General features: G+C 63.0%; 21 protein-coding genes and 1 tRNA gene. 14 read left to right on the top strand and 8 right to left on the bottom strand.

Going from position 1 to position 15,418, the window contains the following annotated elements:
* Positions 1–2,289 carry an arylsulfatase gene (locus ACPPVR_RS26330; RefSeq protein ID WP_426609474.1) on the bottom strand — a complete coding sequence of 763 codons (2,289 nt, stop codon included), beginning with the start codon at positions 2,287–2,289 and terminating at the stop codon, positions 1–3.
* A gap of 107 nt (positions 2,290–2,396) precedes the next feature.
* Here ACPPVR_RS26330 and ACPPVR_RS26335 point away from each other — a divergent pair, with 107 nt between their 5' ends.
* Complete coding sequence (locus tag ACPPVR_RS26335; protein WP_426609475.1) at positions 2,397–3,071, top strand: TetR/AcrR family transcriptional regulator; 675 nt, start codon at positions 2,397–2,399, stop codon at positions 3,069–3,071.
* Here ACPPVR_RS26335 and ACPPVR_RS26340 read toward each other — a convergent pair.
* The 6 genes from ACPPVR_RS26340 to ACPPVR_RS26365 all read right to left on the bottom strand — a co-directional run bounded on the left by ACPPVR_RS26340 (position 3,053) and on the right by ACPPVR_RS26365 (position 8,335).
* On the bottom strand, positions 3,053–3,772 hold the full coding sequence (locus ACPPVR_RS26340) for an ABC transporter ATP-binding protein (RefSeq protein WP_426609476.1): 720 nt from the start codon (positions 3,770–3,772) through the stop codon (positions 3,053–3,055). The genes ACPPVR_RS26335 and ACPPVR_RS26340 overlap by 19 nt on opposite strands.
* Complete coding sequence (locus ACPPVR_RS26345) at positions 3,769–4,536, bottom strand: ABC transporter ATP-binding protein (protein ID WP_426609477.1); 768 nt, start codon at positions 4,534–4,536, stop codon at positions 3,769–3,771. The genes ACPPVR_RS26340 and ACPPVR_RS26345 overlap by 4 nt, the downstream gene beginning before the upstream one ends.
* Entirely contained in the window at positions 4,526–5,491 is a 966-nt protein-coding gene (locus ACPPVR_RS26350) for a branched-chain amino acid ABC transporter permease (protein ID WP_426609478.1), read from the bottom strand. Before ACPPVR_RS26350 ends, ACPPVR_RS26345 begins: the two co-directional genes overlap by 11 nt.
* A 13-nt stretch (positions 5,492–5,504) precedes the next feature.
* Complete coding sequence (locus ACPPVR_RS26355) at positions 5,505–6,368, bottom strand: branched-chain amino acid ABC transporter permease (RefSeq protein ID WP_426609479.1); 864 nt, start codon at positions 6,366–6,368, stop codon at positions 5,505–5,507.
* A 66-nt stretch (positions 6,369–6,434) separates the two neighbouring features.
* Entirely contained in the window at positions 6,435–7,688 is a 1,254-nt protein-coding gene (locus tag ACPPVR_RS26360) for an ABC transporter substrate-binding protein (RefSeq protein ID WP_426609480.1), read from the bottom strand.
* A 284-nt stretch (positions 7,689–7,972) separates the two neighbouring features.
* Positions 7,973–8,335, bottom strand: a complete 363-nt coding sequence (locus ACPPVR_RS26365; protein ID WP_426609481.1) for a DUF1428 domain-containing protein — start codon at positions 8,333–8,335, stop codon at positions 7,973–7,975.
* Positions 8,336–8,356: 21 nt separating this feature from the next.
* On the opposite strand from ACPPVR_RS26365, the gene ACPPVR_RS26370 reads away from it, so the two are divergent.
* The 13 genes from ACPPVR_RS26370 to ACPPVR_RS26430 all read left to right on the top strand — a co-directional run bounded on the left by ACPPVR_RS26370 (position 8,357) and on the right by ACPPVR_RS26430 (position 14,643).
* A complete protein-coding gene (locus ACPPVR_RS26370) occupies positions 8,357–8,548 on the top strand; it encodes a hypothetical protein (RefSeq protein ID WP_426609482.1) in 192 nt (63 codons plus the stop codon).
* A gap of 78 nt (positions 8,549–8,626) precedes the next feature.
* Positions 8,627–8,700 (top strand) — tRNA-Gln (locus ACPPVR_RS26375).
* Between the two features lie 254 nt (positions 8,701–8,954).
* Complete coding sequence (locus ACPPVR_RS26380) at positions 8,955–10,193, top strand: phage portal protein (protein ID WP_426609483.1); 1,239 nt, start codon at positions 8,955–8,957, stop codon at positions 10,191–10,193.
* The gene (locus ACPPVR_RS26385) at positions 10,190–10,537 is read left to right on the top strand and encodes a gene transfer agent family protein (RefSeq protein ID WP_426609484.1); all 348 of its coding nucleotides are present in this window, start codon (positions 10,190–10,192) and stop codon (positions 10,535–10,537) included. The genes ACPPVR_RS26380 and ACPPVR_RS26385 overlap by 4 nt, the downstream gene beginning before the upstream one ends.
* On the top strand, positions 10,506–10,751 hold the full coding sequence (locus ACPPVR_RS26390) for a hypothetical protein (RefSeq protein WP_426609485.1): 246 nt from the start codon (positions 10,506–10,508) through the stop codon (positions 10,749–10,751). The genes ACPPVR_RS26385 and ACPPVR_RS26390 overlap by 32 nt, the downstream gene beginning before the upstream one ends.
* Positions 10,751–11,248, top strand: a complete 498-nt coding sequence (locus ACPPVR_RS26395; protein ID WP_426609486.1) for an HK97 family phage prohead protease — start codon at positions 10,751–10,753, stop codon at positions 11,246–11,248. The genes ACPPVR_RS26390 and ACPPVR_RS26395 overlap by 1 nt, the downstream gene beginning before the upstream one ends.
* Positions 11,249–11,280: 32 nt before the next feature.
* A complete protein-coding gene (locus ACPPVR_RS26400; protein WP_426609487.1) occupies positions 11,281–12,408 on the top strand; it encodes a phage major capsid protein in 1,128 nt (375 codons plus the stop codon).
* 160 nt (positions 12,409–12,568) lie between these two features.
* The gene (locus tag ACPPVR_RS26405; RefSeq protein WP_426609488.1) at positions 12,569–12,958 is read left to right on the top strand and encodes a phage tail assembly chaperone; all 390 of its coding nucleotides are present in this window, start codon (positions 12,569–12,571) and stop codon (positions 12,956–12,958) included.
* Positions 12,958–13,302 carry an HNH endonuclease gene (locus tag ACPPVR_RS26410; protein ID WP_426609489.1) on the top strand — a complete coding sequence of 115 codons (345 nt, stop codon included), beginning with the start codon at positions 12,958–12,960 and terminating at the stop codon, positions 13,300–13,302. Before ACPPVR_RS26405 ends, ACPPVR_RS26410 begins: the two co-directional genes overlap by 1 nt.
* Positions 13,299–13,601, top strand: a complete 303-nt coding sequence (locus ACPPVR_RS26415; protein WP_426609490.1) for a hypothetical protein — start codon at positions 13,299–13,301, stop codon at positions 13,599–13,601. The genes ACPPVR_RS26410 and ACPPVR_RS26415 overlap by 4 nt, the downstream gene beginning before the upstream one ends.
* 17 nt (positions 13,602–13,618) lie before the next feature.
* Positions 13,619–13,906 carry a head-tail connector protein gene (locus ACPPVR_RS26420; protein ID WP_426609491.1) on the top strand — a complete coding sequence of 96 codons (288 nt, stop codon included), beginning with the start codon at positions 13,619–13,621 and terminating at the stop codon, positions 13,904–13,906.
* A 1-nt stretch (position 13,907) separates the two neighbouring features.
* Positions 13,908–14,324 carry a DUF3168 domain-containing protein gene (locus tag ACPPVR_RS26425; RefSeq protein WP_426609492.1) on the top strand — a complete coding sequence of 139 codons (417 nt, stop codon included), beginning with the start codon at positions 13,908–13,910 and terminating at the stop codon, positions 14,322–14,324.
* Between the two features lies 1 nt (position 14,325).
* Entirely contained in the window at positions 14,326–14,643 is a 318-nt protein-coding gene (locus ACPPVR_RS26430) for a phage head closure protein (protein WP_426609493.1), read from the top strand.
* Positions 14,644–14,645: 2 nt separating this feature from the next.
* Here the strand turns inward: ACPPVR_RS26430 and ACPPVR_RS26435 are convergent, their stop codons facing one another.
* Positions 14,646–15,386: a hypothetical protein gene (locus tag ACPPVR_RS26435; RefSeq protein ID WP_426609494.1), complete on the bottom strand. Its 741-nt coding sequence runs from the start codon at positions 15,384–15,386 to the stop codon at positions 14,646–14,648.
* Positions 15,387–15,418: the final 32 nt, after the last annotated feature.

Here is a 15,418-nt window from a genome sequence, read left to right on the forward strand (position 1 = left end):
TTACTGCCGCGCCATCTGGGCGTTGCCGACGGCGTCGCCGTCGAGCTTCTGGTCGTTGTGCATGGTGACGGTGACGCGCAGCAGCCGGCCCTCGAACGCGAACGGCGCCGCATAGTGCGACACCGGGCTGCCGCGGTCGCGGCCAATGTCGAGGCCGGACCACGAGATCAGCGTATGGAAACCGAGCTGGGTCTGGAGCGATCCCGCCTTCTCGCCGTCGATCAGCAGCGTGTAGTCGGTGACGCCGGTGCGCGAGCCCTTGGCCGGCGGATCCTTGCGCACCAGCCGCTCGACATGAACGCCCAGCCGCCGCGCGCCTGACGGCACCTTGCGGTCGGAGCGGACGATCTGATGGCTGCCGCCGATGTTGAGGTCGTGCACGAGGTGGCCATCCTTGATGTAGAGGCTATAGCCCGACGTCGCATCGCCATGCGCGATCAGCACGCCGTCCGCGCCCGCCTCCTCGATCTGGACATGCGCCTCGATGGTGTAGCTGCGGCTGCGCACGTCCGGCGCCACGTCGGTCGGCACGTGGCCCATGCCGGCGTGGAAGACGAAATGGTGGCGCGCGCCGTGGAAGCGCGCAGCGTTTTCGGCAAAGCGCGGCCCGAAGCGGTCGTCGAGCGGCAGCACGTTATGCTTCTCGGCCTCTCCCCACCATGTCGCGATCATCCGGCCCAGGCGCTCCGGCTCCTTCGCCGCGAGATCATCGGTCTCGGAAAAGTCCTGGTCGAGATGGAACAGCTCCCATTTGTCGTTCTCGAACGGCGTGCCCGGCGGATGATAGGCGACCGCCTTCCAGCCGCCATGCCAGAGGCCGCGATGGCCGAACATCTCGAAATATTGAGGTGACGTCTTCGACGGTGCAGAGGCATCCGTGATCGAGCGCGCGAAGCTCTCACCCTCCAGCGGCATCTGCCGGCAGCCCGCGATCGTCACGGGAGCGTCGATGCCGATCAGCTCCAGCAGCGTCGGCGTGAGATCGCTGGCATGCACGAACTGGTGGCGCAGCTCGCCCTTGGTCGCAATACGCTTCGGCCAGTTGACGACGAAGGGATCGCGGATGCCACCGCCATGGGTGTTCTGCTTGTAGCGGCGCAGCGGCGTATTGGACGCCATCGCCCAGCCATGGGGGAAGTTGCTGTGGGTATCGGGCCCGCCGATGTCGTCGATGCGACGCAGCTTCTCCGCGATCGGTTCCGGCTTGAAGTTGAACGGCCCCATCGCGTTGACGAAGCCGAGCGGCCCACCTTCCTGGCTCGCGCCATTGTCGGACAACACGATGATCATCGTGTTGTCGCGAATGCCGGCCGTCTCGAGGAACGTAACGAGCCGCGCCAGATGCCGATCGGAATGGTCGAGCATGCCGGCAAAGGCCGCTTGCAGGCGCGTGAAGACGCGGCGCTCGTCGGGCGAATGGTCCTCCCAAGCTTTGACGCCATCATTGCGCGCCGGCATCCGCGTATCCGGAGGCACCAGCCCCATCGCCTTCTGGCGCGCGAGACGCTGCTCGCGCTCGACGTCCCAGCCGTGCGCAAAGGACGCGTCGTAGTTTCGGATGATCTCGGCCGGCGCCTGGTGCGGTGCGTGGCAGGCGCCCAACGCGACCCAGGTGAGCCAGGGGATGTCGGGACGATCGGCATAGTGATCGCCGATGAAGCGGATGGACTGATCGATCAGATCCTCGGTCAGATGATAGCCGTCGGCATACGTTCCCGGCGGATCAATATGCGTGTTGTCGGAGACGAGCTCGGGCGCGTATTGGTCGGTCTCGGCATCGAGGAAGCCGTAGAAGCGATCGAAGCCGCGCCCCAGGGGCCAGCCGTCGAACGGGCCGGTAGCGCCGCTCTCAGTGAGCGGCGTGACGTGCCATTTGCCGATCATGTAGTTGCGGTAGCCGTGCACGCGCAGCATCTCGGCGAGCGTTCCCGCCTCGCGCGCGATCTTGCCGCGATAGCCGGGATAGCCCGAATCGAAATTGGCGAGACAGCCGACGCCGACCGAATGATGGTTGCGCCCGGTGAGCAGCGCAGCGCGCGTCGTCGAGCACATCGCCGTGGTGTGGAAGCCGGAGTAGCGCAAGCCCTCAGCGGCAAGCCGATCTATGGTCGGAGTATTGATCGCCGAGCCGTAGCAGCCAAAATCGGAGAAGCCGACGTCGTCGAACAGCACGACCAGGATGTTCGGCGCCCCCTCTGGCGGCTTTGGCGCCTCCGGCCACCAGGGTTTTGACTCCGCAACCGTCTTGCCGACGGTGCCGCGAAACGGCGTGCCGCTGCCTGCGCTCATCCGATCCTCCTTGGCTGGCGCGCCCACGGCCCGGTTGACCCGCAGCCCGGCAGCGCCTAAATTATAATCCGAATTATGATTATGATTTTGGGCGGATGCAAGCACGGATGCGGCCATCACTGGACAAGCCCGGGCTGCGCGACTTCGACCTGCCGGGCGTCGCCCCGTCACGCCAGAAGCGCAGCCAGGAGACGACGCTGGCTCTCTTGCGTGCGGGCGCCGACATGCTGCGGAGGCGCAGCCTTGCCGAACTTTCGATCGAGGCGCTCTGCGCCGAGGTCGGTGCTACCGTGGGCGCCTTCTACAGCCGTTTCGAGAGCAAAGAGGCCTATTTCAACGCGCTGATGGCACTGGCCGCGCGCGACGGCGAGCAGCGGCTGGTGGAAATCAGGCGGCCGTCACCACAGACGGGCCTCGACAAGCGCTGCCATATCGTCATCAGCGGCATCATTGCCTGGATGCGCAACCACGAGGGTGTGCTGCGCGCCGCGCTTCAGCATGACGACACCCGCCCGGACAAATGGACGACGTTCAAGGCTCTCGCCCAAGCCACCACGAAGCGCGCCACCCCTCTCCTGCTCCCGGCCATGGGCAAGGGCCGCAAAGCGGCAAAAACCCGCGCCATCGCCTTCGGCTTTCAGGTCGTGCTGGGCACGCTCGTGAATGCGATCCTCAACGATCCCGGCCCGCTGTCGCTTCGCTCGAAGGAGATGGAGACACGGCTCGCCGGTTGCCTGTTGCTGCTGCTTCAGGCGGAGTTCGACTACCCCACGCCCAAATAGGCCTTCTGCACCTGCGGATCCTCGGCCAGCGCGGCGGCCGTGCCTGACAGCACGCTCTTGCCGACCTGGAGCACGGTGGCGAAGTCAGAGACTTCGAGCGCGAGCTCGATCGATTGCTCGGCAAGCAGGATGGTCAGGCCCTCGCGATGCAGGCGGCCGAATGTCTCGTACATGGACTCGACCACGGCGGGTGCAAGGCCAAGCGACGGCTCGTCGAGCATCAGCAGCTTCGGGTCGCTCATCAGCGCGCGGCCGACCGCGAGCATTTGCCGCTCCCCGCCGGACATGGTGCCGGCGCGCTGGTTGCGGCGCTCCTTCAGCCGTGGAAAGAATTCGTAGACGCGCTCGAGCAGCGTGGCCTTGCGCGATTTGTCATGCAGCGGGGTTGCGCCGAGCATCAAATTGTTCTCGACACTCTGTTGCACGAACAGCCGCCAGCCTTCCGGCGACAACGCCAGCCCCTTGCGCACGATCGCAAAAGCCTTTTGGCCAGAGATGTCCTCGCCGCGAAAGCTGATCGTGCCGGAATGCACGGGAATGAGACCGGCGATCGCATTCAGCGTCGTGGTCTTGCCGCCACCATTGGAGCCGAGCAGCGCGACGACGCTACCCTCCGGCACCTCCAGCGAGACATCGGAGACACCGATGAGGTCGCCGTAGCGCACCTCGAGGTGCTCGATCCGGAGGAGCGCCCCGCTCATAGGTTCGGCCCGCCCATGAGCTCGACCGGCGTATGCCCCGCGGCAGCCTTGGCTGCGCGCGTGCCGAGATAGGCCGCGATCACGGCCGGGTTAGAGGTGACCTCGCGCGGCGACCCGCGCGCGATTTCCTTGCCCTGGTGAAACACCATCACGCGGCTGGCGAGCGACATGATGACTTCCATGATGTGCTCGACGATGACGAGCGTGATGCCGGAACGGTGGATGTCCCGCACGAGATCGATCGCTAGCTTCACCTCATGCGCGTTGAGGCCGGCCATGGCCTCGTCGAGCAGCAGCACTTTTGGCTCGGTCGCGAGTGCGCGGGCGATCTCCAGCCGCTTGCGGCCGGGCGTGCCGAGCGAGCGCGCCGGCGCATCGGCAAGCCTGTTCATGCCGACGCGCTCCAGCACGGCGCGCGCCTTGGTCTCGGCCTCGTTGCGACGCGAGGTGCGCAGGAAGGCCCCGATCATGACGTTCTCGAGCACCGTCATGCCCTCAAAGGTCTGCGGCACCTGGAAGGTGCGGGCGAGGCCGAGGCCGGCACGCAGCTCCGGCGTGAAGTCGGTGATGTCGCGACCCTCGAAAAGGACGCAGCCGGAGCTGGCTTTGAGGTCGCCGGTGAGGCAATTGAAGAAGGTGGATTTTCCCGCACCGTTCGGGCCGATCAGGCCGAGAATGTCGCCCTGCTCCAGCGTCACGGACGCATCGTCCACCGCCTTGAAGCTGCCGAACGCCTTGATGATCCCGCGTGCCTCAAGGAGCATGGCTTGCTCCCGTGTCAGATTTGGAGCGCCTTGTGAACAGGCTAAGCAGACCGCCCGGCTGGAAGCGCGCGATCACGACAATGATCGCGCCGTAAAGCACGAAGGTCAGCCCGGCGCCCTTGCCGCCGAGCCAGCTGTTGGAAATCTCCTCCAGCGGCACCAGGATCGCAGCGCCGACGAGAGGCCCGAACAGCAACCCTGCTCCACCCAGGGCCGCCATGATCAGGATTTTGACCGAGATCAGGATGCCGAAACCGGACTCGGGATCGACGAAGCCGAACATCATCGCATAGAGCGCGCCGGCAACGCTGGTCAGTGCCGCGCTCAGCATATAGGCGTAAAGCTTGGTGCGGCTGGCGGGCGCGCCGAGCGAGCGTGCGGCGCGCTCGGAATCCTTGATCGCGCGCAGGTAGAATCCCATCCGGCTGTTGGTCATCCACCACGTGATCAGCAGCGTGATCGCGAGGATGACGAGGAAGAGATAATAGTACGGCAGCGACGACAGGAACGAGAGATCGAAGATGTTGCGCGGCACGGTCGGGCCGGAAAGTCCGACCGCCGCGCCGAGCCAGTCGGTGTTGGTGACGACCAGCCGCATCGTCTCGGCGACTGCGATCGTCGCCATGCTGAAGTAATGGCCCGATAGCCGCAGCGTCGGCACGCCGATGATCGCGGCAAGCGCGACCGCGACCACGATGCCGCCGGGAATGCCGAACAGCGGCGATAAGCCAAACTTGGCATAGGACCCCATCGCAGCATAGGCACCGCAACCGAAGAACACGACATGGCCGACCGAGACCTGGCCGGCATAGCCGCCGACGATATTCCAGGCGGAGGCCGCAATCGCATAGAGCAGCACCAGCGCGCCGAGGCGCTGCTGGAACGGCGAGGACAGCAGCAGCGGATAGGCGATCGCAATCGCTGCTGCGACCGAAAGCCAGATCAGGCGCCGCATCACATCTTCCCCATCAGGACTTGCCCATCAGGCCTTGCGGCCTGAACCAGAGGAAGAGCAGGAACAGCACATAGACGACGATGTCCTTGTAGACCGCGCCGATCAGATAGCCGGACAGCGACTCGATGACGCCGATCAGGAGGCCCGCAACCAGCGCGCCCGGCACGCTGCCAAAACCGCCGAGCGACACGGTGACGAAGGCAACGATGCCGAGGGTCTCCCCGACCGTCGGCACGATATAGAAGAAGTTCGCAATCAGCGCACCAGCAAGACCGGTGGCGCCGGCCGCGATTCCCCAGGCGATCGCCTGCATGGTGTCGGGCCGGATGCCCATCAGCTGCGCCGCAGTCGCATCCTCCGCCACCGCCAGCATCTTGGAGCCGAGCGAGGTGCGCGTCAGCAACAGATGCAGGCCGAGCGTCACCAGGATCGCGACGACACCCGCGAGCAACCGAGAGGCCTCGATGCGCAAGCCGGCCACGGCAAAGGTGCCGCCGACAATGTTTTGCGGCATCGACAGGAAGTTGGCGCCGAACCACCAGAACACGGAATAGCGCAGCAGCAGCGCAAGGCCGAAGGTGCCGAGGATCTGCGCCAGCATCGGCCCCTTCATGATGTCGCGGATCAGGGCAAAATAGACGACGACGCCGACGGTCGCGAGCACCAGCGTGGCCAGCGGCGCGCCGAGGATCGGCCCTCCCCCCATCAGGGTGTGCACGACATAGGCGACGTACATGCCGAGCATGACGAAATCGCCATGCGCGAAATTGACGATGTTCATCATGCCCCACACCAGCGTGAGGCCCGACGAAAACAGGGCGTAGACGGCGCCAAGCAGAAGCCCGCCTACGATCACCTGCACGAGTACAAAGGACATGAGCTGCGTTGCTCTGATCAAATCATCTTGGGGTTGGCGGGGCGCACGGCCCCGCCTTCAAAAACTTCACCAGCCCTTGTAGGGCAACACCGGTGCCTTCTCGGCGCTCGCCTTCGGCCACACCGCTGTGTAGTTCTCACCGTCCTGGAGCTGGATGATCAGGCCGGAGGCAAGGGTGTTCTGGCCCTTGTCGTCGAACTTCACGCCCTTGTAGCCCATCATCAATTGCTCGGGCTTCAGGTCCGTCGCCTTCAGCGCGGCCTGGATCTTGGCCGGATCGGTCGAGCCGGCGCGGTCGATCGCATCAGCGAGCACGAAGAAGCCCTGCATCTGGCGGCCGACGGTGTCGTCCATCTCCTCGCCGCTCTTCTTCTTGTACATGTCGGCGATGATGGCCGACGGAGAGCCGGGCGGACCCACCGCCCAGGACGAGCGGTTGAAGACGCCTTGCGAGATCTTGCCGACCGCCTTGATGAAGGACGGATCGGAATAGCCGGCATCATCAGCGAGCAGGATCGCCGGCTTGTAGTCGAGCGATTGCATGGTCTTGGCGAACAGGATCGCGTCCGACGTGTAGCTGATCATGATGATCACGTCGGGCTTCTTGTCCTTGAGCTGGAGCACCTGGCCCTGCAAATCGGTCGCGTTGACGGGATAGGCGACGTCGAGCGCGACCGGCTGCCCCTTCTCCTTGAACGCGGTGCTGATGGTGTTGGCGACCGACGTGCCGTATTCGGTGTTGTCGTGGACCAGCGCGATTGCATCGGTCTTGGCGCCGGAGGCCTTCATGTCGGCAAGGAAGTCGACATAGGCCTTGGCGAAATCTGTCGCGATCGGCGTGGTACGGAAGAACCATTTGAAGCCGCGCTCGGTGAGATTGGCGGCGACCGACTCCGAATTGAGATAGGGAATGCCGTATTTCTCGGCGATCGCGCTCGAGGTCAGCGTGATGCCGGACTGATAGGCGCCGAACACGGCCACGACCTTGTCTTCCGTGATCAGGCGCAACGCCTGGTTCTGGCCGGTCGCGGGGTTGCCCTGGTTGTCGGCGAACACAGCCTCGATCTTGGCGCCGCCGAGGCCGGCAAGGCCTGCGTTCTTCGCCAGCGGCAGATTGCCGAGCTCGGGGTGGGCGTTGTTGATGATGTCCATGGCGACTTCGATCGCCGCCTTGGCGTGCGCGCCGATCGAGGCGGTGCCGCCGGACATCGGCATGATCACACCGATCTTGACCACCTTGTCCTCGGCGCGCGCGCCGGCGGCGAGCGCAAGGGACATCGCGGCCGCGCAAAGCAGCCCGGTGACGTGCTTCAATGTCATGAAATCAGACCTCCCAAAGGGTTTCCCCAACCAAGATTTTTTGGAAGCTGTGAGCCTAAGCGCCCGCTTCCGTTTGATTATCCCTGGCGATGAGAGGATGGCATGCCAGCGCAGCACCGGCAAGGTGAAACGGATTGCGACGATGCTGCATAAGGGAGCAGCGATTCCGCACGCTCTATCTGGCGTCGTTCGCTGCGAGGGAGACAACCGCTCTAATGCGTCGGGTGGGTTAGCGTAGCGTAACCCACCTCTTCTTGTGAGGCCGGCACGAACGAAGCGTGCGCTCAGCCGACTATCTCGCTCGCCTGCAACAGCGTCGTGAACCCACCATAGATCATGCGCTTGCCGTCGAACGGCATGTCGGCGCCCTTGAGCCGCGCATCCGCCATCACCTTCTTGTTGACGGCGTCGCGGGTCTCGCGGTCGCGGTAGACGATCCAGGAGAACACCACGACCTCATCCTCCGTCGCCATCACCGCGCGCGGAAAGGATGTCAGCGCGCCGTAGGGCACGTCGTCACCGATGCATTCGACATAATCGAGCGCACCATGCTCCATCCACACTGCGCAGGCCGTTTTCGCCAGCGCCTTGTAGGCCTCGACCTTGTCCTTGCGCACGGCCAGCACGAAACCATCGACATAGGGCATCACGGATCTCCTTGGGTTGTGTTGTCCAAGGACGAAGCGGCGCGTTCCGATCCGACCCGCTACGGCGATTTTTCGGATGAGGCAAACCGCCGCGCGGCGAGCCGCGGGAGCGGCGATCCCGCCGCCAACACGCCCGATGTGGACCGCAAAACACCGGTGCACCGCAGTGCTTGCCAGCCCACAGCCGAGCGGGTAGAAACCCTCCACGCCTGAGCCGTGATTTGCGCGACAAGCGCTGCCGGTCGCAGTCGGACAGATCAGTAAGACATTGAATTTGTTCGACTATTCCGTTGGGGAATGGTGTAACGGTAGCACAACAGACTCTGACTCTGTTTGTCTAGGTTCGAATCCTAGTTCCCCAGCCAATTCCGTATTTTCTTAGCAATATCAGTCACTTAGACCTCTTTCGGGCAGTCAAAAACGGTGCCACTCGTAACCGCTTTTCGATACCGGGAGGCGTAACCGCGACTCTATTCCGCCACAATTTCGGTGCGTAATATAGTTGCGTTGCGGGGCTAGCTCTCGCAACAAATGCACACACAGAGAAATGTCCCTCGCTCGCTTAACCGGCGGGCCAAGCTCTCTGTTGTGCCTCTTGTCCTTTTCGTCCCGCCTCAAATTGCTCCTCGGTATCGAGACCAAAGCCGCGCCCAGCCTCGCTGACGCGAGCGGCTTCTATTTCGATCTGTTCGGCGCGGCCCCGACCCTGGCCGGCGTGACGGTCACGCCCTACACGGCCATGACGTGCGCGCCGGTCGCGTGCGCAGTCCGTTCGATCTCTGAGGCGGCCGGCTCGCTCCCCCTCCACATTTACAAAAAGCTTCCGGACGGCGGCAAAGAGAAGGCCACCGACCATCCGCTCTACAACCTTCTGCACGACGCGCCGAATGGCTTCACGCCGGCAGCGCTATTCCGCACCCAACTCATGTCTGACGCGTTGCTTCAGCCCTGGGGCGGCTTCGCCCAGATCGTCCGCGTTGACGGCGGTAAGCCCGCTGAATTGATCCGGCTCGATCCCCGGCTATCCTCGATCGTCGTCGACTACTCCAATTTCGAACCGGCATACGCGATCAAAGCGGACGGCAAGAATCCGGCTCGCGAGATCCCGGCCGCTGACATCCTCCACATTCCGACCCCGGCCTACAATTCATCGCGCGGCCTCGTCGGCGAAGGCCGCGACGTGATCGCGCTCGCGCTTGTGCTTGAACGTCATGCATCGCGCCTATTTGGCAATGCCGCGCGCCCGTCAGGTGTGCTCAGCCTCAAGGGCACCGTAACGGCGGACACACTCACTACCGCAAAGGCCGCTTGGCAGGCATCGCAAGGCGGCGACAAGGCGGGCGGCACTGCCGTCCTGCCCACCGATGCAGCTTGGCAGCCGCTCACCTTCAACAGCGTCGATAGCCAGTTCCTCGAAATGCGAACGTATGCGGTGGCGGAGATCGCCCGACTATTCCGCGTTCCGCTCCACATGCTGATGCAGGTCGATCGGGCACAGCCTCGCTCGATTGAATCGATCGGCCAAGAATTTCTCTCGCAAGCTCTGTTGCCCAGACTGAAGTCGTTCGAGCAAGAGCTTGAATTGAAGCTTCTGACGCCGAAAGAGCGCACCCAGTATTGCATCGAATTCAACGTGGATGGTTTCTCCCGCGCCGATCTGCTCGCGCGTGCCCAGGCGCTTAGCTTTGCTGTCTCTGCACGCATCCTGAATCCAAATGAAGCGCGCCAGATCGGCTTCGGCCTGCCAGCCTATGAGGGCGGCGACGTTTTCGAGAACTTCAATACGTCATCCGCCCATGCCGGCGGTGCACTGAATGCCGGCAGCACCAAGCAGACCGCCTTTGGGGGCGGCTCATGACCGCTTACGCGACCTTCTTTGGTGACCAGGACCATACGTTCAAGCTCACGCTGGAATTGATCCGAGAGCTTGAGAGCAAGCGCGGCGCCTTCGGTGCGATCTGTAATCGCATGTTCTCGCGCAACTTTGCGCAGGAAGACATCGCAGAGACAATCCGGCTCGCACTCATCGGCGGCGGCACCGCGCCAAGGCGGGCCCATGAACTCATCGCAGCCTACGTCAATGACCGCCCGCTGATCGAAACATACGAACTCGCCGCCAAGATCCTTGAGCGGACGCTGTTCGGCACCCCCAACGAGAAGGAAACGACAAGTGAGCTTCGCCACCGGCACGCCCATCAGTGACGCCAACCCGCTGCCCACCAGGGCCGCAGGCAATTTGCTGGACAACACCGGGCAGACCGTCTGCCCAGACAATTACACCCAGACGCTCACCTACAACACGGCCGGCGCAATCGCGACGGTCTCGTTCACGGACGGCACCAACACCTGGACGCAGAGCTACAGCTACGATGCAAACGGCCGGGTCACCAGTATCAGCAACTGGGTCCGCTCATAATGGACCGCCTGGAAGTCAAGGCAACGCTCAGCGTGGACGCCGAAGGGACCATCGTCGGCACCGCCTGGCCGTTCAATGCTGGCCCCGACACTACCGGCGACATCATCACTAAGGGCGCGTTCAACGTCGCCGCAGATCTGCCGATGCTTTTCTCGCACGACCCCTCCGACCTGGTCGGTAGCTGGTCGTCGGTCTCCGAAACCAATGATGGCTTGATCGTCAAAGGTTTGATCCACAACGACCAGCCCCGAGCACGTTCCATCCTTTCCATGGTGAAGTCGGGCCTGGTTTCCGGTTTGTCGATCGGCTTCCGCACGCGTGAGGCGAAGCAGCAAGGCCGCAATCGCGTGATCAGCGCCCTCGACCTGGTCGAAGTGTCGCTCGTTCGCAATCCGGCGCATCCCAGGGCTCGCGTTACCTCCGCAAAAAATTACGACGCGGCGCAAGCCGTGGCCGCAATCATTCGACGCTTCACGGCGGCGTCATCCTCCAAGTGAAACCGAACCCTCTGAAAGGCAAGTTCTCTACCATGAAGCATGTTTCTCCCCTCGAACTGAAAGACACCGGCGCCGGTAACGACGATCCGGCCGCGATCGTGACCAAGGCCCTTGAAGGCTTCCAGGGCACGTTCGAAGATCGGATCAAGGCAATCGAGACTAAGTCGGCCGAACGGCTCGACCGCCTTGAAGCCAAGATGAACCGTCGGGGCCACGGCGCCATCGCCGCCGACGTCGAGAAGAAGTCCTTCGAGACCTTCCTTCGCTCCGGTCCCGACGCCTTGAGCGACGTCGAGAAGAAGTCGCTGACCGCTGCCGGCAATACCGTGCTGACCCCGCCCGAATTCGGTCAGGAAGTCTTGAAGCTCCTGCGCCAGTTCTCGCCAATTCGCCAGTATGCGAAGGTGGTCACGGTTGGTTCGGCACAGGTCCAGTATCCGCGGCGCACCGGCAGCACTGCCGCGACCTGGGTCGCCGACACCGACGACCGCACCGAGAGTGAGACTTCCTACGCCGGGGTGACGATCACCCCTTACGAGGCAGCCACGTTCACTCCGGTCTCCAACCAACTCCTGGAAGACAACGCCTACAATCTGGAAGGCGAACTGGCTTCCGATACGGCGGAGTCGTTCGCCATCGCCGAAGGCACTGCCTTCGTGAAAGGCAACGGCACTTCGGCTCCCGCCGGCCTCATGACCGCCAGCGGCATCGCCCAGGTCATCACCGGCGCCGCTGCCAACTTCCCGACCTCAACTCCGGCTGACGTGCTGATCGGCATGTTCCACGCGATCCCGACGCTCTGGGCGCAGCGCGGCGTGTGGCTGATGAATCGCAACACGATCTCCGCGATCCGTCAATTCAAGGACGGCATGGGCCGCTACCTCCTGATCGACGACCTTAACAACGGCGCAGCGCCGACGTTGCTCGGCCGTCCGATCGTCGAGGCCATCGATATGGATGATATCGGCGCGAACAAGTTTCCGATCTTGTTCGGTGACCTGAGCGGCTACCGGATCGTCGATCGCATCTCGTTCCAGGTGCTGCGCGACCCCTACACGTTGGCGACCAAGGGCCAGACGGTCTTCCACAGCCGGAAGCGGGTGGGCGGCTCGATCACGAACCCCGACCGGTTCGTGAAGCTCAAAGTCTCGGCGAGCTAAGGGCACCACTATGCGGCTCGCAGCGTGCGGTTTCAGCCTCCAACTGGGAAGCAGGGTCCATACCCTGCGTCCGACGTTGCGAGCCGCATTCCACCTCCATCAGCGGTATGGCTTCCCGGCGCTATCCCGAGAGATAGCAGAGGGCAGCTTTACCGCGATCATGGACCTGATCACGGCGACCAGCGCGGACGTGCCGGTCGCATCCCTCCACACCATCCTGGACGCACGCGAACAGCTGCTCGATTTTGTTCTGATCTTGAGCGGCGTCGATACGTCCGACGACAAAGCGCAGTCCGGCACGCCCATGCGATTTGAGGAGTTCTTCACCCGCCTGTTCAAGATCGGCACCGGTTACCTGGGTTGGTCTCCAGATGATACCTGGAACGCCACGCCCGCCGAAATTCTCGCTGCCCGTGAAGGCCGCATGGAATTGCTTATCCAGCTCTTCGGCGGCAAGCGTGACGAAGATACCGATAGCGATCTCAGTGGCGACCGCGACAAGCTCAACGCCATCGGCAACCTCAACGTCCATTCGCTGGGTGCTGTCTGATGCCCTTCAAACCCCGTCGTGTTTGTAGCTGCGGTAAGCGCGTCTGGGCTGGCGAGCTATGCGCCTGCCAGATCCAACGCAAGGCTGAGAACGATCGGCGCCGACCGAATGCAAACGATCGCGGCTATGACAACGCCTGGTCAAAGGCCCGCCGCACGTTCCTGGACAAGCACCCGGACTGCGCCATGTGCGGCAAGCCCGCCGTTGTGGTCGACCACAAGACACCCCATCGCGGCGACAAGACCAAGTTCTGGGACAAGGGCAACTGGCAGCCCCTTTGTGTCCATCACCACAACGCTACCAAGCAGAGCTTGGAGCGCAATGCCGACAGGACGCCACGATGACCGACAAGTCCAAATCCAAGCGCTCGACCAAGACGCTCACTGCGTCATTGCCCGCACTGATCGACTACCAGCGCGACATGCATGCCGCACACCGGCAGATGACGCGCTCAGTGCGCCTGTTCGTGCGCCAGATGGAAGGGCAGATGGCAGAGCTTCGCCGTGGCCTCGACCAGCACTTGGCTGCACAGCGCGACGAAGCTCACCGCTATGCCGCTGCATCACACACCCGGGGGGTGGGTGGAAACATCTCAAAGAACGCGAGCGACCGGTGTTCCCGACCAGCACAAGATAGCTTGTAATTGAGGATTTTCTGACCATGCCCGCCATGACTCTCGACCAGGCTAAAGCCCACCTGAACGTCACCCTGGACGCCGACGACGCTCTGCTTACCGACAAGCTGGCGGCCGCAAAGGCCTGGGTTTCGGCCTACACGGCCGCAGATCCGGACGCGGACACCGCACCCGCGCCAATCCGGGAAGCCGTGCTGCAATTGACCGCGCACCTCTACCAGAACCGAGAAGCGAGCTTGGTTGGCGTGACTGCCATGGCGCTGCCGTTCGGTTTCCTCGATTTGTTGGCCCCTTACCGCGCGTTTGCCTTCTAAAATGACCCTTTCCGACCCGTCTCTCGCCCTCCAGAAGGCCAGCCGACTGCGGCTCATCGCGAGCCCGGAACTGATGGCCCTGGTCCAGGCCGACCATGTGATGGACGCCAACGGGCGGCCGGAGATCATGCCGGCCGTCTACATTGGCGAGGGAAGCACCACGTTCCGACGCTGGGACGCAACGACTTACGCGACCCTTCACGTTTGGTTTGCCGAGCCCGGCTTGGCCCAATGCAAAGAGGCCGTCTCGGCCATCGTCGCGGCGCTGCGGATCGACGCCCAGGCCAATGGCGTCCTGCCGATCGATGGCTTCACCGTTTATGACATGCAGGCCACCCAAACCCGCTACCTCCGCGACCCGCACGGCTCTTTCAGCCATGGCGTGGTCACCGTGGCAGCGATCGTGAAGGCGACCTGACATGCGCGCGGGCAACCTCGACCGCCTCATTGAGATCCAGCGCCGTGGCACCGGCCTGGACCTCTACGGCACCCCCGTAGAGACATGGACTACCTACGCCACCATGCGGGCGCAACTGCTCAAGAATACCACCGACGACCGGGAGGGCGAGCGCGGCCACACCACCGACGCGACGCTGACCTTCCGGATGTATTACTTCGCCAGCCTCAGCCTCAATGACCGGCTGCTCTACGAGGGGCAGCAATTCGAGATCACCGGTATCAGCGAGATCGGCCGTCGCGTCGCAGTGGACCTAACTTGTCAGCGGCTTGCGCAATGAAGTCAAAAAATTCGATGTTCCAGATCGACCAGCATAGCCGCAGTTCGCTCCGCGTTCCGGTCTACTTCATCTTGCAGCAACGATCCAACGTCCATCACTTTTCGCACAAGCACATTCCACTGAGGCACATTCGCTTGAAAGGCAGCGCGCCTTTGAGGGTGGGCTGGTGGGTGAAGCCGGTTTACGTTGACAATGTTAGTCGCGGCGTCCAGGGCGGCGTCCAGGAAATCTCGCTTCGTCCGCTGGGCTACCGCCGATCCCCAGACGATCCCAGCATCGCTTCTAAGGTCGTCCACCGCTTCTTCGAAACGATCAATGCTTATCCCGAGTTCACCTGTTTCGGGAATCAGAGGATTCGCGAAAAGGTTTCCTTGGTGGGTGCCTATGAGCAGCACACCGCTGAGGATTCGGAGGATCAGTATGCGCTCGCCATTGAGGTCAGCTGCACGTTTGCTCAATACCCCAAGGCTAGCGATGTCATTTTGATGGCCTTGCTGAAGGAGCTGGTCGTAGACCGGGCGCGCAGCAAACATCGCGCCGTATATTGCCGCCGCCGCCCCAATAAGAGTCATTATTCCAGCACCGAAGTTACCTGCGAAACCGATCCAGTCTGCTGGCTTCCCTTCCTCAATGGCCGATTTGAGCGGCGGAGCCCAAAAAGGAATCAGAAAGAGGGTCGCCGACATCCCCGCGAAGAAGGCAATCACCGCTATCGAAAGCTTAGCTTGAAGCTCCCTCAACACTCTACGTCCCCCAAACCCAGCGCTTTCACTCG

Source organism: Bradyrhizobium sp. McL0616 (assembly GCF_049993385.1).
Lineage (GTDB): Bacteria > Pseudomonadota > Alphaproteobacteria > Rhizobiales > Xanthobacteraceae > Bradyrhizobium.

Excerpts from the sequence above, each read along its gene's own strand:
- ACPPVR_RS26330 (WP_426609474.1), bottom strand. The coding sequence starts at position 2,289 with ATGAGCGCAGGCAGCGGCACGCCGTTTCGCGGCACCGTCGGCAAGACG.
- ACPPVR_RS26335 (WP_426609475.1), top strand. The coding sequence starts at position 2,397 with ATGCGGCCATCACTGGACAAGCCCGGGCTGCGCGACTTCGACCTGCCG.
- ACPPVR_RS26340 (WP_426609476.1), bottom strand. The coding sequence starts at position 3,772 with ATGAGCGGGGCGCTCCTCCGGATCGAGCACCTCGAGGTGCGCTACGGC.
- ACPPVR_RS26345 (WP_426609477.1), bottom strand. The coding sequence starts at position 4,536 with ATGCTCCTTGAGGCACGCGGGATCATCAAGGCGTTCGGCAGCTTCAAG.
- ACPPVR_RS26350 (WP_426609478.1), bottom strand. The coding sequence starts at position 5,491 with ATGCGGCGCCTGATCTGGCTTTCGGTCGCAGCAGCGATTGCGATCGCC.
- ACPPVR_RS26355 (WP_426609479.1), bottom strand. The coding sequence starts at position 6,368 with ATGTCCTTTGTACTCGTGCAGGTGATCGTAGGCGGGCTTCTGCTTGGC.
- ACPPVR_RS26360 (WP_426609480.1), bottom strand. The coding sequence starts at position 7,688 with ATGACATTGAAGCACGTCACCGGGCTGCTTTGCGCGGCCGCGATGTCC.
- ACPPVR_RS26365 (WP_426609481.1), bottom strand. The coding sequence starts at position 8,335 with ATGCCCTATGTCGATGGTTTCGTGCTGGCCGTGCGCAAGGACAAGGTC.
- ACPPVR_RS26385 (WP_426609484.1), top strand. The coding sequence starts at position 10,190 with ATGACCGCTTACGCGACCTTCTTTGGTGACCAGGACCATACGTTCAAG.
- ACPPVR_RS26395 (WP_426609486.1), top strand. The coding sequence starts at position 10,751 with ATGGACCGCCTGGAAGTCAAGGCAACGCTCAGCGTGGACGCCGAAGGG.
- ACPPVR_RS26400 (WP_426609487.1), top strand. The coding sequence starts at position 11,281 with ATGAAGCATGTTTCTCCCCTCGAACTGAAAGACACCGGCGCCGGTAAC.
- ACPPVR_RS26405 (WP_426609488.1), top strand. The coding sequence starts at position 12,569 with ATGGACCTGATCACGGCGACCAGCGCGGACGTGCCGGTCGCATCCCTC.
- ACPPVR_RS26410 (WP_426609489.1), top strand. The coding sequence starts at position 12,958 with ATGCCCTTCAAACCCCGTCGTGTTTGTAGCTGCGGTAAGCGCGTCTGG.
- ACPPVR_RS26415 (WP_426609490.1), top strand. The coding sequence starts at position 13,299 with ATGACCGACAAGTCCAAATCCAAGCGCTCGACCAAGACGCTCACTGCG.
- ACPPVR_RS26420 (WP_426609491.1), top strand. The coding sequence starts at position 13,619 with ATGCCCGCCATGACTCTCGACCAGGCTAAAGCCCACCTGAACGTCACC.
- ACPPVR_RS26425 (WP_426609492.1), top strand. The coding sequence starts at position 13,908 with ATGACCCTTTCCGACCCGTCTCTCGCCCTCCAGAAGGCCAGCCGACTG.
- ACPPVR_RS26430 (WP_426609493.1), top strand. The coding sequence starts at position 14,326 with ATGCGCGCGGGCAACCTCGACCGCCTCATTGAGATCCAGCGCCGTGGC.